General features: G+C 72.9%; 21 protein-coding genes and 1 pseudogene. 9 read left to right on the forward strand and 13 right to left on the reverse strand.

The genetic code is table 11. The features are described from left to right. Window positions 1-47 precede the first annotated feature (47 nt). Window positions 48-3,419 carry an AfsR/SARP family transcriptional regulator gene (locus tag ACYVMZ_RS01940; protein WP_461074723.1) on the reverse strand — a complete coding sequence of 1,124 codons (3,372 nt, stop codon included), beginning with the start codon at window positions 3,417-3,419 and terminating at the stop codon, window positions 48-50. A 360-nt stretch (window positions 3,420-3,779) separates the two neighbouring features. Here ACYVMZ_RS01940 and ACYVMZ_RS01945 point away from each other — a divergent pair, with 360 nt between their 5' ends. Next, window positions 3,780-4,580, forward strand: coding sequence for a site-2 protease family protein (locus ACYVMZ_RS01945; RefSeq protein WP_461074725.1), 801 nt, complete (start codon window positions 3,780-3,782; stop codon window positions 4,578-4,580). Here the strand turns inward: ACYVMZ_RS01945 and ACYVMZ_RS01950 are convergent. From ACYVMZ_RS01950 to ACYVMZ_RS01960, 3 genes are all read right to left on the reverse strand, one after another. Beyond that, on the reverse strand, window positions 4,570-4,749 hold the full coding sequence (locus ACYVMZ_RS01950; RefSeq protein ID WP_461074727.1) for a hypothetical protein: 180 nt from the start codon (window positions 4,747-4,749) through the stop codon (window positions 4,570-4,572). The genes ACYVMZ_RS01945 and ACYVMZ_RS01950 overlap by 11 nt on opposite strands. Before the next feature lie 94 nt (window positions 4,750-4,843). Beyond that, a complete protein-coding gene (gene npdG, locus ACYVMZ_RS01955; protein WP_461074729.1) occupies window positions 4,844-5,569 on the reverse strand; it encodes an NADPH-dependent F420 reductase in 726 nt (241 codons plus the stop codon). Window positions 5,570-5,614: 45 nt separating this feature from the next. Continuing rightward, window positions 5,615-6,697 carry a sialidase family protein gene (locus tag ACYVMZ_RS01960; RefSeq protein WP_461074731.1) on the reverse strand — a complete coding sequence of 361 codons (1,083 nt, stop codon included), beginning with the start codon at window positions 6,695-6,697 and terminating at the stop codon, window positions 5,615-5,617. 118 nt (window positions 6,698-6,815) lie between these two features. On the opposite strand from ACYVMZ_RS01960, the gene ACYVMZ_RS01965 reads away from it, so the two are divergent. After that, on the forward strand, window positions 6,816-7,421 hold the full coding sequence (locus ACYVMZ_RS01965; RefSeq protein ID WP_461074733.1) for a hypothetical protein: 606 nt from the start codon (window positions 6,816-6,818) through the stop codon (window positions 7,419-7,421). Between the two features lie 215 nt (window positions 7,422-7,636). On the opposite strand, the gene ACYVMZ_RS01970 is transcribed toward ACYVMZ_RS01965, so the two are convergent. After that, window positions 7,637-7,867: a hypothetical protein gene (locus ACYVMZ_RS01970; RefSeq protein ID WP_461074735.1), complete on the reverse strand. Its 231-nt coding sequence runs from the start codon at window positions 7,865-7,867 to the stop codon at window positions 7,637-7,639. 59 nt (window positions 7,868-7,926) lie between these two features. On the opposite strand from ACYVMZ_RS01970, the gene map reads away from it, so the two are divergent. Together map and ACYVMZ_RS01980 are read left to right on the forward strand one after the other, a co-directional pair. After that, window positions 7,927-8,784, forward strand: a complete 858-nt coding sequence (gene map / locus ACYVMZ_RS01975; RefSeq protein WP_461074737.1) for a type I methionyl aminopeptidase — start codon at window positions 7,927-7,929, stop codon at window positions 8,782-8,784. 154 nt (window positions 8,785-8,938) lie between these two features. Beyond that, the gene (locus tag ACYVMZ_RS01980; RefSeq protein ID WP_461074739.1) at window positions 8,939-9,586 is read left to right on the forward strand and encodes a biliverdin-producing heme oxygenase; all 648 of its coding nucleotides are present in this window, start codon (window positions 8,939-8,941) and stop codon (window positions 9,584-9,586) included. A gap of 12 nt (window positions 9,587-9,598) precedes the next feature. Here ACYVMZ_RS01980 and ACYVMZ_RS01985 read toward each other — a convergent pair whose 3' ends face one another. Next, a complete protein-coding gene (locus ACYVMZ_RS01985; protein WP_461074741.1) occupies window positions 9,599-10,243 on the reverse strand; it encodes a PhzF family phenazine biosynthesis protein in 645 nt (214 codons plus the stop codon). 170 nt (window positions 10,244-10,413) lie between these two features. Between ACYVMZ_RS01985 and ACYVMZ_RS01990 the strand changes: the two are divergent. Together ACYVMZ_RS01990 and ACYVMZ_RS01995 are read left to right on the forward strand one after the other, a co-directional pair. Then, a pseudogene (locus ACYVMZ_RS01990) lies at window positions 10,414-10,620 on the forward strand (hypothetical protein); the annotation flags it as partial. After that, window positions 10,580-11,572 (forward strand): hypothetical protein, encoded by a 993-nt coding sequence (locus tag ACYVMZ_RS01995; protein ID WP_461074743.1) that lies wholly within the window; start codon window positions 10,580-10,582, stop codon window positions 11,570-11,572. The pseudogene ACYVMZ_RS01990 and the gene ACYVMZ_RS01995, both read left to right, overlap by 41 nt. Before the next feature lie 13 nt (window positions 11,573-11,585). On the opposite strand, the gene ACYVMZ_RS02000 is transcribed toward ACYVMZ_RS01995, so the two are convergent. Beyond that, entirely contained in the window at window positions 11,586-12,320 is a 735-nt protein-coding gene (locus ACYVMZ_RS02000; RefSeq protein ID WP_461074745.1) for a bifunctional DNA primase/polymerase, read from the reverse strand. A 230-nt stretch (window positions 12,321-12,550) separates the two neighbouring features. On the opposite strand from ACYVMZ_RS02000, the gene ACYVMZ_RS02005 reads away from it, so the two are divergent. Beyond that, window positions 12,551-13,444 carry a glycerophosphodiester phosphodiesterase gene (locus ACYVMZ_RS02005; RefSeq protein ID WP_461074747.1) on the forward strand — a complete coding sequence of 298 codons (894 nt, stop codon included), beginning with the start codon at window positions 12,551-12,553 and terminating at the stop codon, window positions 13,442-13,444. Here the strand turns inward: ACYVMZ_RS02005 and ACYVMZ_RS02010 are convergent. From ACYVMZ_RS02010 to ACYVMZ_RS02025, 4 genes are all read right to left on the reverse strand, one after another. Beyond that, a complete protein-coding gene (locus ACYVMZ_RS02010; RefSeq protein WP_461074749.1) occupies window positions 13,423-14,067 on the reverse strand; it encodes a TetR/AcrR family transcriptional regulator in 645 nt (214 codons plus the stop codon). The two genes, ACYVMZ_RS02005 and ACYVMZ_RS02010, sit on opposite strands and share 22 nt — an antisense overlap. 157 nt (window positions 14,068-14,224) lie before the next feature. Then, on the reverse strand, window positions 14,225-15,217 hold the full coding sequence (locus ACYVMZ_RS02015) for a small ribosomal subunit Rsm22 family protein (RefSeq protein WP_461074751.1): 993 nt from the start codon (window positions 15,215-15,217) through the stop codon (window positions 14,225-14,227). 44 nt (window positions 15,218-15,261) lie between these two features. Then, a complete protein-coding gene (locus tag ACYVMZ_RS02020; protein WP_461074753.1) occupies window positions 15,262-16,434 on the reverse strand; it encodes a serine hydrolase domain-containing protein in 1,173 nt (390 codons plus the stop codon). Then, window positions 16,389-17,774, reverse strand: a complete 1,386-nt coding sequence (locus ACYVMZ_RS02025; RefSeq protein ID WP_461074755.1) for a Bcr/CflA family efflux MFS transporter — start codon at window positions 17,772-17,774, stop codon at window positions 16,389-16,391. The genes ACYVMZ_RS02020 and ACYVMZ_RS02025 overlap by 46 nt, the downstream gene beginning before the upstream one ends. Window positions 17,775-17,860: 86 nt before the next feature. On the opposite strand from ACYVMZ_RS02025, the gene ACYVMZ_RS02030 reads away from it, so the two are divergent. Further along, complete coding sequence (locus tag ACYVMZ_RS02030) at window positions 17,861-18,883, forward strand: Gfo/Idh/MocA family protein (protein WP_461074757.1); 1,023 nt, start codon at window positions 17,861-17,863, stop codon at window positions 18,881-18,883. Here the strand turns inward: ACYVMZ_RS02030 and ACYVMZ_RS02035 are convergent. After that, a complete protein-coding gene (locus ACYVMZ_RS02035) occupies window positions 18,870-20,510 on the reverse strand; it encodes an alkaline phosphatase D family protein (protein WP_461074759.1) in 1,641 nt (546 codons plus the stop codon). The genes ACYVMZ_RS02030 and ACYVMZ_RS02035 overlap by 14 nt on opposite strands. Before the next feature lie 134 nt (window positions 20,511-20,644). Here ACYVMZ_RS02035 and ACYVMZ_RS02040 point away from each other — a divergent pair, with 134 nt between their 5' ends. Further along, entirely contained in the window at window positions 20,645-21,451 is an 807-nt protein-coding gene (locus ACYVMZ_RS02040; protein ID WP_461074761.1) for an SDR family oxidoreductase, read from the forward strand. 349 nt (window positions 21,452-21,800) lie between these two features. Here the strand turns inward: ACYVMZ_RS02040 and ACYVMZ_RS02045 are convergent, their stop codons facing one another. Further along, on the reverse strand, window positions 21,801-22,814 hold the full coding sequence (locus ACYVMZ_RS02045) for an aldo/keto reductase (RefSeq protein WP_461074763.1): 1,014 nt from the start codon (window positions 22,812-22,814) through the stop codon (window positions 21,801-21,803). Window positions 22,815-22,835 lie beyond the last annotated feature (21 nt).

Consider the following 22,835-nt stretch of genomic DNA (forward strand, 5'->3'; position numbering starts at 1 on the left):
AGTTCCGTACGAAGGAGTGACCGGCCGCGGCGGTTCGCCGGCGCGCGTCAGAGCAGGGCGGTGGCCTCCTCCGCGGAGAGGCCGCCGCCGTGCGCGTACGCCGCCTCGAACGCCTCGTCGCCGAGCACCTCCCGGATCCGTCGCACGGCCTGGTCGCGTACCGCGCGTTCCTGTCGTGGGGCGACATGGCCGGGCGGCAGCAGCGCGTCGGCGGTGCCGAGGCAGTGGGCGGCGTCGCGGGCGCGCTGTCCGCCGTCGAGACCGGCCAGGGCCGCGGCGGCGACGGTGAGGTACGCGGAGCGCATGTTCGGTGCGATGGCCTCGGCCAGGGGATCGGCGGCCCGCTTCAGCGCCTTGCGGGCCTTGTCCAGGGCCTCCTCGTGATGGCCGTCGGCCGTGTCCAGCCAGGCCTCCGTGCCGAGGATGAACGCGTCGAAGACGACGAAGTGGGCGATGTGGAACTCCTCGCGCAGCAGCCGCAGATGCTCGCGCGCCTCGGCGGTCCGGCCGGTCATGCCGAGCCAGCCGGCCAGGAAGAGGCGCGCGGCGGGCAGGGCCTGGTTGTGCGTGCCCTCGTGCCGGGCGATCACGTCGCGCAGCAGCCGCTCACCGCGCTCGTCGTCGCCCACCTCCAGCAGCGCGCTGCCCAGGCGGGCGCCGAGGACGGCCGCCTGGACCCGGGCGCCGAGGCGTTCGGCGTGCTCGATCGCCGCCTGGTAGTCGGCGGCGGCCGGCAGGTACTCGCCCCGGCGCTCGTACGCCTCGCCGCGCGCGGCGAGCGCCTCGGCGGTGCCCCACGCGTCGCCGAGACGCTGGTAGATCTCCAGCGACTCGTCGGCGTCGCGGGCCGCGTCGCCCGCCCAGTCGGGGCGGTTGGCGAGGAAGTTGGCGCGCAGCTGGAGTCCGTCGGCCAGCTCCCACTCGTACCCGGGTGTCTCCCGGCAGGTGCGGATGGTCGCGTCGACGACGGTGCGCAGCCTGTCCAAGTCGCCGGTGAGCATCACGGCGAAGAACCAGAAGATGCCGGGGAAACGGCACGCCTGCGGAAGCCCGGGCTCGTAGACCTGGGTGATGATCCGCAGCTTCCGCTCCGCCTGCGGGGTCTGCCAGGCATCCAACTCGGTGTCCATGCAGGCGAGATGGGTCAGATGGACACCGCGCCGGGCCTCCCACAGGACCTCGCCGGTCATCGGGGGCGGCGCGGACGTGCACCGCTCCCACACCGGGGCGGCGTGGCGGACCGGCTCGGTGAACGGGTCGGGCCCGAGGTTCATGACCTCGCGGCACCAGGTACGGGCCTCGATGCGCAGGTCGCGCATCTGCCAGTACCAGGCCAGCGACAGCACCAGACACAGTGCCTCCTGCTCGTCGCGCCGGGCGACGGCGTGACGCAGGGCCGTGCGCAGGTTCTCGTACTCCCGCTCCAGCCGTTCGATGGCGGCGAGCTGGCCGGGGCCGCGCAGCAACGGTTCGGTGGTGCGGGCGAGTTCGCGGTAGTACGTCAGATGCGCGCGCTCCGTCTCGTCGCGCCGCCCCGACTCGTCGAGGCGCGCGCCCGCGTACTCGGCGACGGTCTCCAGCAGCCGGTAGCGCATCTCGTGGTCACCGGACGGGGTGGCCGTCACCAGGGACTTGTCGACGAGCGAGGCGAGCGCCTCCAGGGCGACCGGGCCGCACACGGCCTCGGCGGCGGCGAGGTCGCAGCCGCCCGCGAAGACCGACAGCCGCCGCAGCACGTCCCGTTCGTCCTCGTCGAGCAGGTCCCAGGACCAATCGACGACGGCCCGCAGGGTCTGCTGGCGGGGCAGGACGGTGCGGCTGCCGGAGGTGAGGAGGCGGAAGCGGTCGTCGAGCCGGTCGGCGATCTGCCGGGGCGTCAGGATACGGAGCCGGGCGGCGGCGAGTTCGATGGCCAGGGGCAGGCCGTCCAGGCGCCGGCAGATCTCGGCGCAGGCCGCCGCGGTCTCCTCGTCGGCGTCGACCCGGAAACCGGGCCGGGCGGCGGCCCCCCGGTCGGCGAGCAGCCGCAGCGCGACCGGCTCGGGCAGCGGCTCCACCGGCCGCAGCACCTCTCCCGGTACGCCGAGGGGTGCCCGGCTGGTGGCGAGCACGGTCAGGCCCGGGCAGCGCGCCAGCAATTCGTCGACGAGCCGGGCCGCCGCGTCGACGACGTGCTCGCAGTTGTCGAGGATCAGCAGCATGCGGCGCCTGCCGCAGTGCGCGACGAGACGCTCGACGGGGTCGTCGTGCCGCTCGGCGACGGCGGCCCGGATGCTCTCGGCGCCGGCGCCGTACAGCACGGTCTCGCGGGCGCCGAGGGCGGTGAGCACGGCCTCCGGTACGGCGCCGGGGTCGTCGACCGGTGCGAGCTCGGCCAGCCACACGCCGTCCGGCGTCGCGTGCCGCACGGTCTCGGCGGCCTCCTGCGACAGCCGCGTCTTCCCGGCCCCGCCGGGCCCGGACAGGGTCACCAGCCGGGCCGACCCGAGGTCACCCCGGATGGCCTCGATGTCGGCCTCCCGGCCGACGAAGGAGGTGAGGCGGGCGCGGAGGTTGCCGGGGGCGGGAGGTGGCGTGGGGTCGGTCGTGGGTGCCGTGGGGGGTTCGGGCGAGCCCGGGCCGGCTGATTCCGCGGCGTCGCCGGTGGGCGGGAGGTGGCCGGCGCCGGACGGCTCGGGGGCACCGGGTTCCGCGGGATTCAGTAACCGCGCGTGCAGGGCCCGCAGTTCCGGGCCCGGGTCCGTACCCAGGCGGTCCGCCAGCAGGCGTCGTACGTCCTCGTACGCGGCCAGCGCCTCGGCGGTGCGGCCCGCGTCGCGCAGGGCACGCAGCCGGAGGGCCTGGAGGCGTTCGTCCAGGGGGTGGCTGTCGCACAGGGACGTCAGCTCGGGCAGGGACCGTTCGGCGTGGCCGAGGGCGAGGGCTGCGGTGTGGCGGGCGCGCAGCACGTCCAGGCGGCGGGTCTCCCAGCGGGCCGCCTCGGCGGTGCGGTCGGGGAGGTCGGCGAGGGCGGGGCCGTGCCACAGGGCGAGGGCGTCGTCGAGGACGACGGCCGCCTTGGCGGCGTCGCCGTCGGACAGCGCGCGCAGGCCCTCACCGGCCAGCCGCTCGAAACGGTGCAGGTCGATGTCGTCGGGGGCGGCGGTGAGGCGGTAGCCGCCCTCGGCGGAGGCGACCGTGGCGGCGCCGAGAGCCCGGCGCAGCCGGCCGACCAGCGCCTGCAGCGCGCCGGGCGCGTCGGCGGGCGGGTTCCCGTCCCACACCTCGTCGACGAGAAGGCGCACGGGTACGGTCCGGCCGGCCCGCAGGGCCAGCACGGTCAGCAGGGCGCGCAGCCGCGCTCCGCCGACCGGGACGACGGTGCCGTCGGGGCGGAGGGCCTGGGTGGTGCCGAGGATGCGGTAACGCACGGGGTCCATTGTCTCTGGTGGGCTCGGTCGAGGGGCGAGCTGCGCGGCCGGGGGCGGCTGCGGCCCGAGGGGCGGAGCTGCGTGGCCGGGGGCGGCTGCGGCCGGGGCGGGTCACGCGGACCGGCGCCGGCGGAGTACCGCCCGCGCCCGCCTCCCCCGAGCCGCCAGAGCCCCATGTGCCCACCCTCTCCGGAACCGGCAGCCCCGCGCGAGACGTTTTCCCCCTGCGCCCGGTACGGTCGGGCAGTCGCCCACATGGCCGATCCGCACATCTGCTCCGCACATCCCATCCGCACGTCCGATCCGCACGTCCGATCCGCATGTCCCATCCGCACGGCACACCGCTTGCACGAGAGTCCAGGGAGCCCGATGACCACCGCCACCACCCGCCACAGCGACCGGCGGGTCAGTCCTGTCTTCCTCGGGATCCTGGCCATCGCGGCGGTCACGGGATGGGCCACCTGGACCGGCTTCGCCGCGCAGCCCGGTGTGGCCGTGTTCTTCTTCGTGACGGCCGCCTGGATCGTCTCCCTGTGCCTGCACGAGTACGCCCACGCGCGTACCGCCCTGCACAGCGGTGACATCTCGGTCGGCACGAAGGGCTATCTCACACTGAACCCGCTGAAGTACACGCACGCGCTGCTGAGCATCGTGCTCCCGGTCATCTTCGTGATCATGGGTGGGATCGGGCTTCCCGGCGGTGCCGTCTTCATCGAGCGCGGCTCGATCCCCGGTCGGTGGCGGCACAGTCTCATCTCGGCCGCGGGCCCGCTGACGAACGTCCTGTTCGCCGTGGTGTGCACCGCCCCGTTCTGGCTGGACGCGCTGGACGGCGTGCCCGCCGACTTCCGGTTCGCGCTGGCGTTCCTCGCCCTGCTCCAGGTGACGGCCGCGATCCTGAACTTCCTGCCGGTACCGGGCCTGGACGGCTACGGCGTCATCGAGCCCTGGCTGTCGTACGGCATCCGGCGGCAGGTGGAGCCGTTCGCCCCGTTCGGCCTGCTGTTCGTGTTCGCGCTGCTGTGGGTGCCGTCGGTGAACAGCGCGTTCTTCGACATGGTCGACACGGTGCTGAAGGCCCTGAGCATCTCCGACTTCGAAACCTACTGCGGTCAGGATCTGTACCGCTTCTGGCAGGGCACGAACGAGTTCTGCTCGGTCAGCTCGTGACCGACTTGTCCACCTTGGCGCGCTTGACGTAGTACCAGGTCATGTTGGACGACAGTCCGGCCAGCAGCACCCAGACGATCCCCAGCCAGCTGCCCTGCACGAAGGAGACCACGGCCGCGGCCACGGAGAGGACGCAGACGATCAGGGCATAGAGGGCGAGGCGGGGCATTTCGGTCGGCTCCTGTCGGGGACACTGCTGGACGCTGCTGGACAAGCTTGCGGTCACCAGTGTCCCCCATGGACTGCCCAGGGACGGCGTGGGCTCACACGTCGGTGATACGGAGCCCCGCGTGTGCCTTGTAGCGGCGGTTGACGGAGATCAGGTTCGCGACCAGCGACTCCACCTGGTGGGCGTTGCGCAGCCGCCCGGCGAAGATGCCGCGCATGCCGGGGATGCGGCCCGCCAGCGCCTGCACGATCTCCACGTCGGCGCGCACCTCGCCCAGCACCATCACGTCGGTGTCGATCTCCTCGATCCGCGGGTCCTGCAGCAGCACCGCCGACAGGTGGTGGAAGGCGGCCGTCACCCGCGAGTCGGGGAGCAGGGCCGCGGCCTGCTCGGCGGCGCTGCCCTCCTCCGGCTTGAGGGCGTAGGCGCCCTTCTTGTCGAAGCCGAGCGGGTTGACGCAGTCGACGACGAGCTTGCCCGCCAGTTCCTCGCGCAGGGATTCGAGGGTCTTGCCGTGGCCCTCCCACGGCACGGCGACGATCACGATGTCGCTGCGGCGCGCGCACTCGGCGTTGTCGGCGCCCTCGATGCCGTGGCCGAGTTCCTCGGCGGCGGCCTGGGCGCGCTCCGCGGCCCGCGAGCCGATGATCACCTTCTGGCCGGCCCGGGCGAGCCGGTAGGCGAGGCCCTTGCCCTGCGGGCCGGTCCCGCCGAGCACGCCGACGACGAGCCCGGAGACGTCGGGCAGGTCCCAGGGGTCCTTGGCGGGGGCCTTCGCCGGGGTCTCGGCGGGCTGCTGTGCACTGTCGGTAGAGGTCATGGCCCGACTTTACGTCCGCTGCCGTCCTCCCCCGCGCCCCCGGCCTCAGGTGAGCTCCGTCACGGGCACCCGGCGGAAGCCGATCGTCTCGTAGGCGCTGAAGTCGCCGGTCTCGTACAGGAGTCCGACGGTGTCGGCGTCGATCCGGACCAGGTCGGAGTAGGCGGCGGGCAGGCCGTCCACGGTGTGCGCCGGGCGCCAGGTGGTGCCGCCGTCGGTGGAGGCGCGGATCGTCATCAGGGCGCGGAAGCCGGGGTCGGCTGGGCCGGAGTACAGCAGCACGTCGGGGTCGCGGAGCTGCAGGACGCTCGCCTCGCAGACGGGCGCCACGAGTCCGGCCTGCGGCCGGAAGGGCTTCACCAGGGTCTGTCCGCCGTCCCGGGAGTACGCGTCGGCGCGGGTGCCGGGCGACGGGGAGTCGTTGCGGGTGTTGAAGTAGACGCGGCCGTCGGGGAGTTCGGCGGCGGTGGTCTCGTTGACGTTGATGTAGCCGTCGGTGTTGTCGTCGACGTAGCCGAGGCGCCAGGTCTCGCCCCGGTCGTCGCTGAGCAGGCAGTGGCCGCCGTTGTACTTCCCCTCCGTGCCGTTGTCCGTGCCGGTGGGCGGCAGGGAGTGGTTGGCGGGGACGACGACGCGGCCGGTGCCCAGCTGGATCGCGTGGCCGGGGGTGGTGGCGTACCAGCGCCACTCGTGCCTCTTGGTCTGCCGGGTGATCTCCCTCGGAGCCGACCAGGTGAGGCCGTCGTCGTCGCTGTGCTGGATCCAGACGCGGCGCCCGTCCTCGGCGCTCACCTTGCCGCGCCGGATGGCGTCCTCGGTGGCGAGGGCCGCGTTGCGGACGTGGACGAGCAGGACGCGGCCGGTGTCGAGGACGACGGGGGCCGGGTTGCCGGCGAGGTCGTCGCCGTTCTTCGCGGCGACCTGGAGCGGGCCCCAGGTGCGGCCGCCGTCCGTGGAGCGTTTCAGCACGATGTCGATGTTGCCGAAGTCGTCGCGGGAGCCGACCCGGCCCTCGCAGAAGGCGAGCAGGGTGCCGTCGGCCGTGCAGACGACGGCCGGGATGCGGAAGCTGGCGTATCCCTCGCGGCCGGCACGGAACGGCACGCTGGTCTCCACGGCACCTGCCATCGACGGACTCCTCCGGGTGTTCGACAGTGGTACGGGTGATCCGTCCCCATGCCCAACTCGGGCGAATGCGTGGTGAACTCCACGTCACGAATGAGCGCTCGGAGCAGGATGCGGTCACATGGATGCGGTACGGGTCGCGCTGCTGCGGGAAGTGCTCGCCGGGACCGAGTGGTTGGGGGCCACGCGGCGGTTCGCGGGGGTGCTGCGCGGGTCGGTGGTCTCGCACGGGGGCGGGCTGCTGCTCGTCGGCACGGAGGAGTACGAGCCGTGGCATCTGGCGGCGCACCTGGTGGACGAGGCCGCGTGGTCCGGGACGCCGGAGCTGGCCCCGACCCTGGTACGGCATGACGCGTGCCCCTCGGATCCGCCGCACCTGGCGGTCGGCCCGGGGCGGCTGACGGCGGCACGGCGGGGCGAGACGCTGCTGATGGTGGCGCCTGAGGGGCCCGGTGCCGGGCTGCTGGAGCGGGTGTACGACGCCCGGCGGGCCGGGGCGAGGGTGCTGGCGCTGGGGCCCGGCGAGGGGGAGCTGCCGGCGATGGCCCACGAGACGCTGGCCGTGCCGGACGGTTCCGAGCTGGACCTCGACACGGTGCAGCACCTGGTGAGCGCGGCCGCCGGGGAGAACGCGGTGCCGGGCTCCGCGAGGGGCCGGCGGCGGTTCCGGGACCGGTTGGCCCGGCTGGCGGAGTCACTGACGGCACCGCCGCCCGCCCGTTGGTGAGCCGGCTCGGCGGCGGTCGCACCGGACGGAGGCCGAGACGTACGACGTGACGTACGAGGTGACGTACGAGGTGACGTACGAGGTGACATACGACGTGACGTACGACGTGCGGACGAACGAGCACGCGGCGCGGCTGCGTGAACAGCGCGCAGCCGCACCGCCGCCCCTCAGACTCGCAGGCGACTCTCAGACCGCTCAGGACGACACCGGCGCGCTCAGTCCTCGTCCCGGCCGGCCGCCGGGGCGTCGTGCCACCGGGGGTCGTTCTCCCACTGGAGGTTGCGCTCGCGGGCCGTCTCCATCGCGTGTTCGGCCTCCGCGCGGCTGGTGTAGGGCCCGAAGCGGTCCTTGCCGGGACAGTCCGGCCCCTCCTCGACCTTCCTGTGCTCCAGGCAGTAGTACCACTCGCCCGGCTTCCCGACCGTCCGCTTCTTGAACAGGGGCATGACCGGCTCCTTTCGCCACGGACATGGTCCCCCATGGCGGCTGTCTTAGACTCGCTGGCATGTCTGGCCAGTCGCTGCTCGTACCAGGGGAGCTGTCTCCCACCCGTTCCGTACCCGGAAACATCCGCCGCCCCGAGTACGTCGGCAAGCCCGCCCCGGCGCCGTACACGGGCCCGGAGGTGCAGACCCCGGAGACCGTCGAGGCGATGCGTGTCGCCGGGCGGATCGCCGCCCAGGCGTTGGCCGAGGCGGCGAAACACATCGCGCCGGGCGTGACGACCGACGAGCTGGACCGGGTGGCCCACGAGTTCCTGTGCGACCACGGCGCCTACCCGTCGACGCTCGGCTACCGCGGCTACCCCAAGTCGCTGTGCACCTCGGTCAACGAGGTCATCTGCCACGGCATCCCGGACTCGACGGTGCTGCGCGACGGCGACATCGTCAACCTGGACGTCACGGCGTACATCGGCGGGGTGCACGGCGACAACAACGCCACGTACCTGGTGGGCGACGTGGACGAGGAGAGCCGACTGCTGGTGGAGCGGACCCGGGAGGCCCTGAACCGCGCCATCAAGGCGGTCAAGCCGGGCCGGCAGATCAACGTCATCGGCCGGGTCATCGAGTCGTACGCCAAGCGCTTCGGGTACGGGGTCGTCAGGGACTTCACCGGGCACGGCATCAGCACGGCGTTCCACTCGGGCCTGATCATCCCGCACTACGACAGCCCGCACGCGACGACGGTCATGCAGCCCGGGATGACGTTCACGATCGAGCCGATGCTGACGCTCGGGACGCACGAGTACGACATGTGGGACGACGGCTGGACGGTCGTGACGAAGGACCGCAAGCGCACGGCCCAGTTCGAGCACACGCTGGTGGTGACGGACACGGGCGCGGAGATCCTCACGCTGCCGTAGCGCCGGACACCCGCACACCCGCCTCCATGGCCCGCTCTCTTCGGAGGGCGGGCCTCTTCACGCGCGCCCTTCGTCCGATCCCGGGGTACGGTTTTACCGACAGACTGTCGGCAACGCATTGACTTAGGTAAGCCTAACCTCGGAAGATGGGCAAATGGACTCCTTCTCCACCCTCATCCGCACCGCCTCGCACGAGCAGCACGTGGAGGCGGAGAACTCGACGTTCATGAGCGATCTGCTGGGCGGCCGGCTGGGGGTGGACGCGTACGCGCGCTACACCGAGCAGTTGTGGTTCGTGTACGAGGCGCTGGAGTCCGGTGCGGCACGGCTGGCGTCGGATCCGGTGGCGGGGCCGTTCGTCCGGCCGGAGCTGTTCCGCCTGGCCGCCCTGGAACGGGACCTGGCGCACCTGCGCGGCCCGGGCTGGCGGTCCACGCTGACCGCGCTGCCCGCCACCCGGGCGTACGCCGCGCGGATCGAGGAGTGCGCCCGAGGCTGGCCGGCCGGCTACATCGCCCACCACTACACGCGCTACCTCGGCGACCTCTCCGGCGGCCAGATCATCCGTGACAGGGCCGAGCGCACGTGGGGTTTCGCCAAGAAGGGCGACGGGGTGCGCTTCTACGTCTTCGAGGAGATCCCGAACCCGGCCGCGTTCAAGCGCGGCTACCGGGAGCTGCTGGACGCGGTCCCGGCGGACGAGCTGGAGAAGCAGCGGATCGTGGCCGAGTGCAAGCGGGCCTTCGCGCTGAACACGGCGGTCTTCCGGGCGCTGGGTGAGGAGTTCCCGCTGTCGGCGTGAGCGCACCCGGGGTCAGCGCTCCAGGTGCACCCGTCCCCCGATCTCGGTCCACCCGTGCGGCTGCGGTGCCGTGAGGATCTGGGAGCCCGCGCCCTGGGTGATGTTCAGGGCCCGGCCCAGCCGGTCGGTCAGCAGCAGGGCCGCCGCGCCGGTCGCCTCGTCCTCCTCGATGCCGTCGTCGCGGCCGGGGAAGGCCCGGGCGCGGACCCGCCCTGCCGCCTCGTCCTCCCAGGCCCAGGCGTAGACCCACTCCCCCGGCGGCGGCACGGGCAGGTCGTCGACCTCGGCGGCGGTGGCGTACTGGCGCAGCGTGCGCGGCGGCACCCACTCCGCGCGGGCCTCGATCCAGCAGAATTCGCCGTCCTGCCGGGCCCCCACCACCCCGGCGGGCGTGACGAGCTCGGGCACGTCGAGCAGCCAGGCCGCGCCGACGCAGGGGTACCCGGCGAAGGGCAGGCGCAGGGTCGGCGTGTAGATGTCGACGACCCCGCGCTCGGGGTCGTCGACGAACACGGTCTCGCTGAAACCGAGCTTCGCGGCGAACGCCTGCCGCTCCGCGGGGTCGGGCAGCTGGGAGCCGTCGCGCACGACGCCGAGTTCGTTGCCGTATCCGCCGCCGGGGCCGCAGAAGACGCGCAGCACGTCATAGTCAGTCACGGGGGCATTGAAGCATCGCGCGGGCGGCCGGGTCGCCCCAGGCCGCCCGGTCGCCGGGCAGGGGCCGGGTGAGGGTGGCGGCCGCCTCGTGACGTGGAGGTTCTTCCGCATCCGCGGACGGGGGCACTCGCGGTGAACCCGCGCCGCGACCGGTGCCCTCCGGGCAGCTGACAGTGCTTCAGATCACGGTGTGGCCGCCGCACTTGCGGGGTGCAGCGCCGCACCGCCTCCACCGCCCGGGGATCACGGTGCGGGCGCGGAACGGGAACCCGGCACTCGCCCGTATTCCCGCCCCGGTAGGGTTCGCCTCCGGAAAGGGGAAGGTGAAGGAACCCGATGAGCAGGGATCGCGGCCCTCGAAGGCTCCGCAGGCTTGACCGGAGCGCCCTCATAGCGGCCTCGGTGACCGCTTTGTCGTTGACGGCGAGCGGATGCGTGGTGGTGCACGGGGAGCGGGAAGTCCTCCCGGCCACCACACGTGCCGAGGCCGCGCGGGCGCTCCAGCAGTTCACGACCGCGTACAACAAGGCCGACAAGGCGTACGACGGTTCCCTGGACGCCGACCACACCACCGGCGCCCTCGCCGACATCGACGGGGCCCGGCTGAAGGCCGGGAAGGCCAACAACCCGGGCGGCAACCCCAACCACACGCCGCTGAAGCTGACGGACGCCAGGTTCACGATCCCCAAGAAGGCGGGCTGGCCACGCTGGTTCGTCGCGGACGCGGCGGGCAACAAGGGCGGCCAGGCGCGCTGGCTGCTGGTGTTCACCCGGGGCGGCCTGGACGAGACCTGGCAGGTGGCGTACCTGACCCTGGTGGCCCCCGACGACGTACCGCAGTTCAAGACGGACCAGGACGGCTGGGCCGAGGCGGTCCCCGCGAACTCCACCGAACTGGCCGTCCCGCCGGGCGATCTGAGCCAGGACTACGCGACGTATCTCAAGGACGGCGGGGACACCTTCGCGGCGGGCTCGCACACCAGCGGGTGGCGGCAGCTGCGCGAGAAGGCCACCAGGCCGGGCCTGGCCACGCAGTACATCGACGAGCCGCTGACGAACGGCGCCTACGCGCCGCTGGCGGTGCGCACGAAGGACGGCGGAGCCCTGGTGTTCTTCACCACACGGCACTACGAGAAGCAGACGGCCGCGCCCGGGACCTCGGTGCCCACGCCCAACAAGGACGTGCTGGCGCTGACGAAGGGCGAGATCAAGCAGTCGCTGACGATGGAGTTCGTCTCCAACGAGGTCGCCCTGACCCCGAGGAAGGGCGGCGGGAAGGTGTCGATCCTGGGGCGGATCCAGGGACTGACGTCGGCGCGGGGAGAGTAGGCCCGGCGGGGGTTCAGTGACGCAGGGGCCAGGCCGTGCCCGCGTGGTCGGGCTCCTCGCCCGCGTACCGGGCGCAGGAGTCGGTGAGGACCTCCAGCAGGCTCAGCGGGTCCGGCAGTTGGTGCTCGGGGCCGCGTACCCAGTGCACGGTCTGGTCCTCGCCGGGCAGCCGGGCGGGCGGTACGAGGACGTAGGAGCCACGGCAGTGCCAGCGCAGGCCGGGGTGCTCGTCCATGGTCTCCGGGTGGCAGTCCAGCTCGCACGGCCACCACTCGTCCTCGTCCTCGGGGGTGCCGCGGGTGAGGGTGAAGAACAGCATGCGGCCGTCGTCGCTCTCGGCGACGGGACCGACCTCGATACCGGCGGCGAGCAGGCGTTCCAACGCCGCGCGACCGGCCTCCAGGGGCACGTCGAGGACGTCGTGCACCATGCCGGTCGCGGTGATGAAGTTGGCATGCGGCTGGTGGCGGGCCCAGCGTTCGATCTGGGCGCGGTCGGTGGTGGACTGCGTCTGCCAGGCGAACGACACCGGGTGCCGGGCCGGGGTGGGACAGCCGACGCGGTCGCAGGAGCACCGGTAGCCGGCCGGGTGGGCGGCGGGCGCGAGGGGCAGGCCCGCGGCGGCGGCGGCGAGCAGCAGGGCATCACGGCCACCGTCACCGGCGGCGGCCTCCTTCGGGCGGCGTCCCCGCAGCCACTGGGAGAGTTTGCCCTGCAGGCCGTTCCGGCCGCCGAACGTCGCGCTCATCTATCCCCTCGCCTCGCTGTCGTGCGGAACAGCATGCCCTATGGTCCCATCATCCTGCGCGCCGGGGGGCCGGTGCCCACATCCGGAGCAAGTGGGGTGAGAGGCACACGGGTGGGGCGAGACGCACACAGGTGGGGCGAGGCATATGCCCGTGGGACGAGGCGTACTTCGCACCCGGATCGGGTGTCATTGCGCGTTGTGCCGGGATGTGGCCACCTACCGTGGTCGCCATGGTCACAAGGATCGCGCTGACGGGACTGACCTCCGCGGCGTCCGTGGTCTCGCTGACCCTCACGGGACACGGCGGCGGGGCGCCGGCCCCGCTGGAGTGGGGCACCGGCCCCGTGACCGTGGCGGCCCTGCCCCGCGTCACGTACGTCGCCCACCGCGGCGGCGCCCGCGAGGTCCCGGAGAACAGCATGTCGGGCCTGATGGCCGCCTACCGGCGCGGCACGGCACACGTCCTGGACGTCGACACGCGGGTGCTGCGCGACGGCACGCCGGTGGTCATGCACGACCCGACGCTGAACCGGGCCACGTTCCTCGGCGGCGAGGTGCACCGCCTGGACCTGCGGGAGTGGCAGGGCGTACGGCTGCGTCCCCGGGCGTCGCTGCCCGGGAGCTGGCGGTCGGAGCGGCCGCCGACGGTGGCGGAGGTGCTGGACCGTCTCGGCGGGCGGATCGTGCTGATGCTGGAGGCCAAGGACCCGCGCGGCCTCGGCCCGCTGGCCGCGCTGATCCGGGCCCGGGGCCTGACCCGCTCGGTCTTCGTCAACTCCAACGACCCCGAGGTGGCCCGGCGCGCGCACCGCATGGGCCTGCTGACACAACTGTGGCGCTCGGCACGGCAGTTGCGCACGGACCGGCCCGAGCGGTGGCGGTCGTACGTGGATCTCCTGGACGTCGACATCAAGGCGCGGGACGCGGACCTGGTGCGGGCGGTGCGGTCCGGGATTCCCCGGGTGTGGGCGCACACGGTCCTCACCCCGCGGCAGCGGGACCGGGCCCTCGCGCTGGGCTGCGACGGGATCATCACGGACGCGCCGGGGCGGCTGGCCCGGCATCCGGTGCGGGGTGATCAGCGGGGTGCTCAGCAGGATGTTCAGCGGGGCGCGAGGCCGTAGAGGGCGTAGTCGACGAGCGTGTCGGTGTACTCGTACGAGATCGGGCCCGTGTACTGCAGCCAGCGCTGGGCGAGCGGGGAGACGAAGAGCTCCAGGGCGATGCGCGGGTCGATGTCGGGGCGCACCTGGCCGGCCTCCTGGGCGGCGCGCAGCCGGTCGACGTAGAGCTGGAGCGAGGGGCTGAGGAGCTTGGCCACGAACTCCCGGCCGAGTTCCTCGTTGACGACGCCCTCGGCGGCGAGGGCGCGGGACGGGGCCTCGAAGCGGGGGTCCTTCAGCTCGTCGACGGTGGCGCGCAGAACGGCCTTGAGGTCGGCGGCGATGTCACCGGTGTCCGGGATGGCGTACGGCTGCTCCTGGCCCGCCTCCCGCGACGCCTGCTCCCCGAGGTCGAGGAACGCCTCCATCAGGACGTCCGCCTTCGAGGACCACCAGCGGTAGATGGTCTGCTTGCCGACACCGGCGCGGGCGGCGATGCCCTCGATGGTGGTCTTGGGGTAGCCGACCTCCGCGACCAGGGCGAGGGCGGCGTCGTAGATGGCGCGCCGGGACTTCTCACTGCGACGGGTGGAGTCGGGGGCGGGCCGGGTGGGCGCGGGCTGGGCGGACTTGTGTGTGGCCATGGGGCGAATTTATCAGCTTGACAAGACGGTGCGTCTCGCCGGAGAGTGGAGCGCGTTTAAGCGAGACGATCCGTCTCGTTTCATGAGTGGTCGCACGTGGCCACCGTACGGAAGGAGTTCCTCATGAGCCGAGGCGGAGCCGGACACATGCTGGGCGTCAGTCCTCCGCGGGGGGCCAGGCGTCGCCCCAGTCGGCGTCCCGGGCCGCCTTGTAGAGAGGGCCGTGGCGCTTGGTGACGGTGGACCGGCGCAGGGACGGCTCGGTCTCGCACAGGTCGAGGAGGACCTGGCCCTTGCGGATCTGCGGCTTGCGGACGATACGGGAGGGGGCCGGGGCGACCGGGAAGCGGGCTGCGGCGACGTAGCTGAACTTCTCGTCCTCGTACGCCAGGGAGCCGCCCTTGACCTGGCGGTGCAGGGAGGAGCGGCTGACCCGGGCCGCGAAGTGGCACCAGTCGCTGCCGGGCACGATGGGGCAGGCGGCACTGTGCGGGCAGGGCGCGGCGATACGGAACCCGGCGGTGACCAGGCGGTCGCGGGCCTCGATGACGCGGGCGTAGCCGTCGGGGGTGCCGGGTTCGACGATCACGACGGCCTGCGCGGCGGACGCGGCCGCGTCGACCACGGCCGCGCGGGCGGGTTCGGTGAGCTCGTTGAGGACGTAGGACACGGTGACGAGATCAGTGCTCTCGATGGTGAGCGCCGCTCCGATCCGAGAGCGCTGCCACCGTACGTCCTTCAGGGCGGGGTTGGCGGCGGCGATCTCCCGGCCGAGCGCGAGCGCGGGCTCCGCCCAGTCGAGGACGGTCACGGGCCGCTCCCCGTCCCAGGTGTCGCTCACCGCCCAGGTCGCCGCGCCGGTGCCGCCGCCCACGTCCACGTGGCTGCCCGGCACCCAGCCGGGAACGGCGTCCGCGAACGCCGCCAGCGCCGACCGCACCGCCTCGAAGGTGGCGGGCATCCGGTACGCGGCGTACGCGGCCACGTCCGCCCGGTCCCGCAGCACGGGCGCGTCCGTCGGGATGCTCCCCCGGTAGTTGGCGATCAGCCGCTCGACGGCCTGCGCGGCCTGCTTCGGGGGGATCCCGTCGAGCAGACCGGCGAGGGCGGTGCGGAGGGTTTCGGCGGCCGGGAGTGCGGGGGCGTTCACCGTGCGATTCTCTCAGGTCACCGACGCCCCGGGGTCGCGTGCCCCTACGCCCCGCGCACCGCCCGCGCCAGCCGCGTCCCCGCCGCCGCCCGCGGTCGGCTGTCCGGCTCCCGCCGGCGCGGATGGACCGCGTTGGCGAGCAGGATCAGGAACGTGTCGGTCGCCGGGTCCAGTACCAGCGACGTGCCCGTGAAGCCCGTGTGGCCCGCCGCGCCGCGGCCCGCGAGCTCGCCCATGAACCACGGCTGGTCCAGGGCGAAGCCGAGGCCCGGCGGGGTGAAGAGGAGTTCCACGAAGTCCGGGCCGAGGACGCGGGCCGGGCCGTAGGAGCCGCCCGTGAGCAGGGCGCGGCAGAACACCGCCAGGTCCCGGCCCGTCGAGAACAGGCCCGCGTGGCCGGCCACCCCGCCCAGCGCCCACGCGTTCTCGTCGTGGACCTCACCCCGCAGCATCCCCCGGTCCGCCTTGGCCCACGGCCGCCGCTGGTCCTCCGTGGCCGCCGCGCCCGGGCACGGCCCGAAGTCCGTCGCCGTCATGCCGAGCGGCCGGGTGATGCCGTCGTGGACGAGGGTGTCGAGCGTGCGGCCGGTGAGGCGTTCCAGGACGTGCTGGAGGAGGAGCATGTTCAGGTCGGAGTAGCAGTAGGTGCCGGGCATCCCGGCAGGCGGCTCGGCGCGCAGCATCGCCAGGCGTTCCGCGTCGTCGGCGCAGTCGTACAGCGGGAGCTCGGGGCGCAGCCCGGAGGTGTGGGTGAGCAGCTGCCGTACGGTGATGCCGTGCCGGGCGGCGGCCGTGAAGTCCGGCAGGTAGGCGCCCACCCGGGCGTCGATGCCCAGCGTGCCGCGCTCGATCTGCTGCACGGCGGCCACCGAGGTGAACAGCTTCGTCAGGGACGCCAGGTCGAACGGCGTCTCGACGGTCATCGGCACGCGCTCCCCGGGCGGCAGCTCCACGCCCGTGTCCGTCTGCTCGTCGTACGCCGCGTACCGCACGGCCCAGCCCGCCGCCTCCTCGACGGCGATCACCGGCCCCCGCCCGACGACCACGACGGCGCCCGCCGCCCAGGGGCGCTCCCCGGTGGTGAGGGCGCGGACCTCCCGGACGAGGCGGCGGAGTTCCCCGGGGTCGAGCCCGGCGCGCTCCGGTGTGCCGTGGCGCAGTCGCGGTGCGCTCAGCTCCCCGCTCCCTCCGCGTGTGTACTCGTCCAGGGTCGGCACAGTCCCACGAAGCAGGCCAGCGCCACCAGTGCGGCGGCCAGTTGGACGACGGCCATCGGGACGGCGGTGTCCTCGCCGGCGATGCCGACGAGCGGGGAGGCGACCGCGCCGATCAGGAAGGAGGACGTGCCGAGCAGGGCGGACGCGGAGCCGGCGGCGTGCTTGACACGCATCAGGGCGAGTGCCTGGGTGTTGGGCAGGGTGATGCCCATCGCGGACATCAGGACGAACAGCGCGGCGGCGACGGGGGCGAGCCCGACCTCGCCGAAGACGCCCAGGGACATCAGCAGCAGCGCGGTCGCGGCGACGATGACGACGGCGAGGCCGACGGCCAGCACCCGGTCCAGGCCCACCCGGCCGACCAGGACCTTGCCGTTGATCTGGCCCACGACGACCAGGCCCACCGAGTTGATGCCGAACAGCAGGCTGAACATCTGCGGGGAGGCGCCGTAGATCTCCTGGATCACGAACGGGGACGCCGAGATGTAGGCGAACAGCGCGGCGAACGCGAAACCGCCCGCGAACGTGTACCCGGCGAAGGCCCGGTCGGCGAGCAGTCCGCGCATCGCGCGCAGGGCCTCGCCGACGCCCCCGCCGTGGCGGTCGGCGGCCGGCAGCGTCTCGGGCAGCTTCGCCCAGACCACGGCCGCCAGCAGCACCCCGAGCACCGTCAGGACGACGAACACGCCCCGCCAGTCCGTCACGCGCAGGATCTGCCCGCCGATGAGCGGCGCCACGATCGGGGCGACCCCCGAGATCAGCATGAGGGTGGAGAAGAAGCGGGCCATGGCCACGCCGTCGTACAGGTCGCGGACCACGGCCCGCGCGATGACGATCCCGGCCGCGCCCGCGAGGCCCTGCACCAGCCGGAAGGCGACCAGGACCTCCACGGTGGGCGCGAGCGCGCACAGCACGGTGGCGACGACGTAGACGGCGAGCCCGGCCAGCAGCGGGCGCCGGCGTCCCCACCGGTCGCTCATCGGCCCGACGACCAGCTGGCCGAGTGCCATGCCCGCCAGGCAGGCGGTGAGGGTGAGCTGGACGGTCGCGGCGGGCGCGTGCAGGGACCTGGTGACCTCCGGGAGCGCGGGGAGGTACATGTCCATCGCCAGCGGGGGCGTGGCGGTCAGGCCGCCGAGGATGAGGGTGACCAGGAGGCTGGTGCGGCGGACCACCGCGGAAGCGGCGGCCGTTCCGGTCTTCGGTACGGCCGCCTGAGACTCTGTGGTCGGAGTTGTGCCCGACGCTGTGCCCGATGCTGTGTCCGGTGTGGTGTCCGGTGCTGTGCTCGGTGTCGTGCTCGATGGTGTGTTCGGTATGGACGCCCCACCCTCGGGCATGTGCCCCTCCCTTTCCACGGATCCGGCACCTATGCTCTCAGGTCGTACAGACTGCTTGAAACCGCAACAGCGAGGGTGGGGCGTAGATGACGGCGGACAGCGTGCGGTGGGGGATTCTGGCGACGGGCGGGATCGCGGCCGCGTTCACGGCGGACCTGCTGGACCTGCCGGACGCGGAGGTCGTGGCGGTGGCCTCGCGGTCCGAGGCGTCGGCGCGGGTGTTCGCCGAGCGGTTCGGGATCGAGCGGGCGTACGGCGACTGGAACGCGCTCGCCCAGGACGCCGACATCGATGTCGTGTACGTCGCCACCCCGCACTCGGCACACCGCGCGGCGGCCGGCCTGTGCCTGGCGGCCGGGCGGAGCGTGCTGTGCGAGAAGCCGTTCACGCTGAACGTGCGCGAGGCGGAGGAACTGGTCGCGCTGGCGCGGGAGCACGGCCGCTTCCTGATGGAAGCGATGTGGATGTACTGCAACCCGCTGATCCGGCGCGTGAAGGAGCTGGTGGACGACGGCGCGATCGGCGAGGTGCGGACCGTGCAGGCCGACTTCGGGATCGCCGGGCCCTTCCCGCCCGCGCACCGGCTGCGCGACCCGGCGCAGGGCGGCGGCGCGCTGCTGGACCTCGGGGTGTATCCGGTGTCGTTCGCGCAGCTGCTGCTCGGTGAGCCCGCGGACGTCACGGCGAGAGCATTGCTCTCGGACGAGGGCATCGATCTCCAGACGGGAGCGGTGCTCTCCTGGGAGAGCGGTGCTCTCGCTTCGGTGCACTGCTCCATCGTCAGCGGCACGCCCCGCACCGCGTCGGTCACCGGCTCGCACGGCCGCATCGACGTTCCGCACACCTTCTTCCACCCCGACCGCATCGTGCTGCACCGGGACGGCCGCGAGCCCGAGGAGTTCGCGGCCGACCCGGCGGACGGCCCGTACAACACGTTCCGCCACGAGGCCCGCGAGGTGATGCGCGCCCTGCGCGCCGGGGAGACCGAGTCCCCGCTCGTCCCGCTGGACGGCACCCTCGCCGTGATGCGGACGCTCGACGCCATCCGGGACCGCATCGGCGTCCGCTACCCCAGCGAGACGGGCGAGCCGGAACTCACGCCGGCTTGAGCCCCTGCTCGCCCACTTCCGTCACGAAGGACGCGGCCGTCGTGACCGGCGCCCCGGGCGTGGTCACGTACGGCACGGTCTTGAAGTCGGCGCGGGCCTGCTCCTGCCCGAGCGTGACCGTCACATAGCCGCGCCGCCCGTTGTAGAACTTCAGGTGCGGGTTGGCGGTCATGTAGGTGTTCCAGTTCGCGGGCCGGTCGGCGCCGTCCCTGCCGCTGGAGACGGAGGTCGCCACGATCTCCGTGCCGAGCGTCGGCGACGTCTGGTCGTCGAAGTCGTCCTTGATGTCGAAGGCGTACGCCGAGTGCACGTCCCCGCTGAGCACCATCAGGTTCTCGACGCCGGCCGCCTTCGCTCCGTCGAGGACGCGCCGACGCGAGGCCCGGTAGCCGTCCCAGGCGTCCATGGACACCCGCGACGGCGTGGTCAGGTCCATGTTCCGCCGGGAGAACATGACCTGCTGCGGTACGACGTTCCACAGCGCCCGCGAGGCCCGCCAGCCGTCGAGCAGCCACCGCTCCTGCGTCTCGCCGGTCATGGTGCGCGCCGGGTCGTCGGACTCGGGGCCGGGGACGTGGGCCCTGTCGCCGTAGGCCTGGTCGGAGCGGTACTGGCGGGTGTCCAGGACGTCGAACTGCGCGAGCAGGCCCCAGTGCAGACGCCGGTAGAGCCGCATGTCGGGGCCCTCGGGCCGCTGGGGGCGGCGCAGGGGCTGGTTCTCCCAGTAGGCGCGGTAGGCGGAGGCGCGGCGCAGCAGGAACTCCTCCGGCGGGACGGTGTTCTCGGGGATGCCGTCGGCGTAGTTGTTCTCGGTCTCGTGGTCGTCCCAGGTGACGACGAAGGGGTGTGCGGCGTGCGCGGCCCTCAGGTCGGGGTCGGACTTGTACAGCGCGTACCGCAGGCGGTAGTCCTCCAGGGTCACCGTCTCGCGGTTGAAGAGGGCGGGGAGCGTGCGGTCGGTGTAGTTCCGCCGGCCTCCCACGGAGTTGACCGCGTACTCGTAGAGGTAGTCGCCGAGGTGGAAGACGAGGTCGACGTCGTCGGCGGCGAGATGGGCGTACGGGGTGTAGTAGCCGTCGTGGTACGCCTGGCAGGAGACGGCGGCGAGGGTGAGCGCGGTGGCGTGGCTCCCCGGGGCGGGCGCGGTGCGGGTGCGGCCGGTCGGGCTCACCCAACTGCCCGCCCGGAAGCGGTAGTAGTACACCCGGTCGGTGTCGAGGTGGCTCACCGTGACGTGCACGCTGTGGTGGAACTCGGGGTGGGCGGTGGCGGTGCCCCTTCTGGCGATGCGGCGGAAGCGGTCGTCGTGGGCCAGCTCCCAGTGCACCGTGATCCGTTCGGCGGGCAGTCCGCTGTCGGGCTGGTACGGGGCGGGGGCGAGCCGGGTCCACAGGAGCACGGAGCCCGGCAGGGGGTCGCCGGAGGCGACGCCGAGGGTGAAGGGGTCGTCCGTGATCTTCGCGGCGTCGAGTTCGGCGGCGGAAGCCGCTCCGGCGGTGGGCAGGTTGGTCGCGAAGGCGAGCGCGGCGGCGGCGCCGGTGGCGGTCAGGAAGCGGCGGCGGCCGATGTGCCGCGCGGCGGCGCGGAGTTCGGGGGCGTGCTGGGACGGGCGTGCTTCGGGTGTCATCCGGTCCTCCCCTGTCGCATGGATGCAGGGGGCATTGGAGTGGCCGGGGACGACCCTGGATTGGCACGTACACAACACCCACATGACGGGCGCATGAGCTCCGGATGGCGGACCCTCCCGTACGCTGCGGGCCCATGAATGCCATGCAAACGGACAGGCGGGACGGGCAGGACGGGCTGTCGGACGGCCGGTCGAGGATCGCCGTGGTGACCGGCGCGGGCTCCGGCATCGGCCGCGCGGTCGCCGTGGAACTGCTGGGCGCCGGCTGGTCGGTGGCGCTGGCGGGCCGCCGCGTGGAGACGCTGGAGGAGACGGCGACGCTGGTGCCCGAGGGCGCCTCAGCCTCGATCGCCGTACGGACGGACGTGTCCCGCCCCGAGGACGTGACAGCACTCTTCGCCGCCACCGTCGAACGCTTCGGGCGGGTCGACCTGCTGTTCAACAACGCGGGGACGTTCGGGCCGGGCGGGGTGCCGGTCGAGGAGCTGTCGTACGAGGCCTGGCGGCATGTGGTGGACACCAACCTCAACGGGGCGTTCCTGTGCGCGCAGGCGGCGTACCGGCAGATGAAGGAGCAGGACCCGCAGGGCGGCCGGATCATCAACAACGGCTCGATCTCGGCGCACGCGCCCCGCCCGCACTCGGTCGCCTACACCGCGACCAAGCACGCGCTGACCGGTCTGACCAAGTCGCTGTCGCTGGACGGGCGGCCGTACCGGATCGCCGTCGGCCAGATCGACATCGGCAACGCGGCGACCGACATGACGGCCCGTATGCAGAAGGGAGTGCTGCAAGCAAACGGGGAGGTCGCCCCGGAACCGGTCATGGACGTCGCCGACGTGGCACGCACGGTCCGGCACATGGCGGAGCTGCCGCTGGAGGCGAATGTGCAGTTCGCGACCGTACTGGCGACGACGATGCCGTACGTGGGGCGCGGCTGAGGACCCGCCCGCGACCGTCACTTCTTCAACTTGCACAAGCGGAATCCCGGACTCCGCACCATTCCGGCCGGTCGCGGACTTATGCTCAAGCCTGCCTCCACCAAAGCTTCACACTTGGGGCAGGGGGCTTCCGTCGACCACCTTCCGGGGGGAGGCGGCAGCCGTTCCACGCACCGGGCGGGGGTGGACTCCGCGCGGGACCGCGGGGTACGCACCGGTACGTGGAACGGCTGCCGCGTTCGTCGGCCTCGGTCCTTCACGGTCTGGGCGCTCTCGGCCCTTCACGGCCTGCGCGCTCTTCGCCTTTCACGGTCTGCGCGCTCTTCGCCTTTCACGCTCTGGGCGCTCCTCAGCGCCCGAGGATCCGCTCGACCTCTCGCATCTGCTCCACGGTGAGCGGGCCCTTCTCCAGCGCGCCCGCGTTCTCCTCGGCCTGGGCCACCGAGCGGAAGCCCGGGATCGGCACGGTGCGCGGGCTGCGCGCCCACAGCCAGGCCAGGGCGCCCTGGGCGAGCGTACGGCCCCCGCTGGTGAGGACGTCCTTGAGGGCGTCGATGCGGGCGAGCCACTGCGGGTCGGCGCCGGTTCCGTCCCCGAAGCCCTGCAGCCAGGCCGGCGGCCTGCTGCGGATGTCTCCGTCTCCGGGCGCCCGCCCGGCGGCGTACTTGCCGGTCAGCAGCCCCATGGCGAGCGGACTGCGCACGACACCGGCGAGGTCCGCCTCCTCGCACAGCCGGAGCATCTCGGGTGCGTCCTGCAGGACGTTGGCGGAGTGCTGGACGGCGGCGCAGTTCGGCCCCTTGGCGAACACGGCGGCGCGGGCGGGGTCGTCGGTGCTCCAGGCGTAGGCCCGGATCAGCCCCTCGCGCACCAACTCCTCACACACGTCGCGAAGTTGGGCGGCGCGCTCGGGATCGGCGTCGGCGAGATGGAACTGATACAGGTCCACGTAATCGGTGCCGAGGCGGCGCAAGGAGGCGGTCAGCGCGCGGCGGACGTACGCCGGGGAGTCGTCGCTTCCGGTGAGCGTGCGGGTCTCCTCGTCGAAGACGTTGCCCCACTTGGTGGCGAGGAGGACCTCGTCCCTGCGTGTGCCGAGGGCCCGGCCCAGCAGGCGCTCGCTGTGCCCGGTGCCGTAAGTGTCGGCGGTGTCGAAGAAGGTGACGCCCAGGTCGAGGGCGCGCCGGATCGCCCGTACGGACTCCTCGTCGTCGACCCTGCCCCAGCCCAGCGGCTGCCCGTCGGTGGACTGCCACTCGCCGCCGATCGCCCAGCAGCCGAAGCCGAGGGCGCTGACCTCGATGCCGGTGCGTCCCAGTGTTCGTGTGGTCCTGTCGTTCCTGTCGTTCCTGTCGGTCTCCATGACCGGGACGCTAGGTGTTGG

Source organism: Streptomyces deserti, assembly GCF_054782695.1.

Excerpts from the sequence above, each read along its gene's own strand:
- ACYVMZ_RS02005 (WP_461074747.1), top strand. The coding sequence starts at position 12,551 with ATGGTCACAAGGATCGCGCTGACGGGACTGACCTCCGCGGCGTCCGTG.
- ACYVMZ_RS01945 (WP_461074725.1), top strand. The coding sequence starts at position 3,780 with ATGACCACCGCCACCACCCGCCACAGCGACCGGCGGGTCAGTCCTGTC.
- ACYVMZ_RS01940 (WP_461074723.1), bottom strand. The coding sequence starts at position 3,419 with ATGGACCCCGTGCGTTACCGCATCCTCGGCACCACCCAGGCCCTCCGC.
- ACYVMZ_RS02030 (WP_461074757.1), top strand. The coding sequence starts at position 17,861 with ATGACGGCGGACAGCGTGCGGTGGGGGATTCTGGCGACGGGCGGGATC.
- ACYVMZ_RS02010 (WP_461074749.1), bottom strand. The coding sequence starts at position 14,067 with ATGGCCACACACAAGTCCGCCCAGCCCGCGCCCACCCGGCCCGCCCCC.
- ACYVMZ_RS01965 (WP_461074733.1), top strand. The coding sequence starts at position 6,816 with ATGGATGCGGTACGGGTCGCGCTGCTGCGGGAAGTGCTCGCCGGGACC.
- ACYVMZ_RS01960 (WP_461074731.1), bottom strand. The coding sequence starts at position 6,697 with ATGGCAGGTGCCGTGGAGACCAGCGTGCCGTTCCGTGCCGGCCGCGAG.
- ACYVMZ_RS01980 (WP_461074739.1), top strand. The coding sequence starts at position 8,939 with ATGGACTCCTTCTCCACCCTCATCCGCACCGCCTCGCACGAGCAGCAC.
- ACYVMZ_RS02025 (WP_461074755.1), bottom strand. The coding sequence starts at position 17,774 with ATGCCCGAGGGTGGGGCGTCCATACCGAACACACCATCGAGCACGACA.
- ACYVMZ_RS01995 (WP_461074743.1), top strand. The coding sequence starts at position 10,580 with ATGAGCAGGGATCGCGGCCCTCGAAGGCTCCGCAGGCTTGACCGGAGC.
- ACYVMZ_RS02000 (WP_461074745.1), bottom strand. The coding sequence starts at position 12,320 with ATGAGCGCGACGTTCGGCGGCCGGAACGGCCTGCAGGGCAAACTCTCC.
- ACYVMZ_RS02040 (WP_461074761.1), top strand. The coding sequence starts at position 20,645 with ATGAATGCCATGCAAACGGACAGGCGGGACGGGCAGGACGGGCTGTCG.
- ACYVMZ_RS02035 (WP_461074759.1), bottom strand. The coding sequence starts at position 20,510 with ATGACACCCGAAGCACGCCCGTCCCAGCACGCCCCCGAACTCCGCGCC.
- ACYVMZ_RS02045 (WP_461074763.1), bottom strand. The coding sequence starts at position 22,814 with ATGGAGACCGACAGGAACGACAGGAACGACAGGACCACACGAACACTG.
- npdG (WP_461074729.1), bottom strand. The coding sequence starts at position 5,569 with ATGACCTCTACCGACAGTGCACAGCAGCCCGCCGAGACCCCGGCGAAG.
- map (WP_461074737.1), top strand. The coding sequence starts at position 7,927 with ATGTCTGGCCAGTCGCTGCTCGTACCAGGGGAGCTGTCTCCCACCCGT.
- ACYVMZ_RS01970 (WP_461074735.1), bottom strand. The coding sequence starts at position 7,867 with ATGCCCCTGTTCAAGAAGCGGACGGTCGGGAAGCCGGGCGAGTGGTAC.
- ACYVMZ_RS01950 (WP_461074727.1), bottom strand. The coding sequence starts at position 4,749 with ATGCCCCGCCTCGCCCTCTATGCCCTGATCGTCTGCGTCCTCTCCGTG.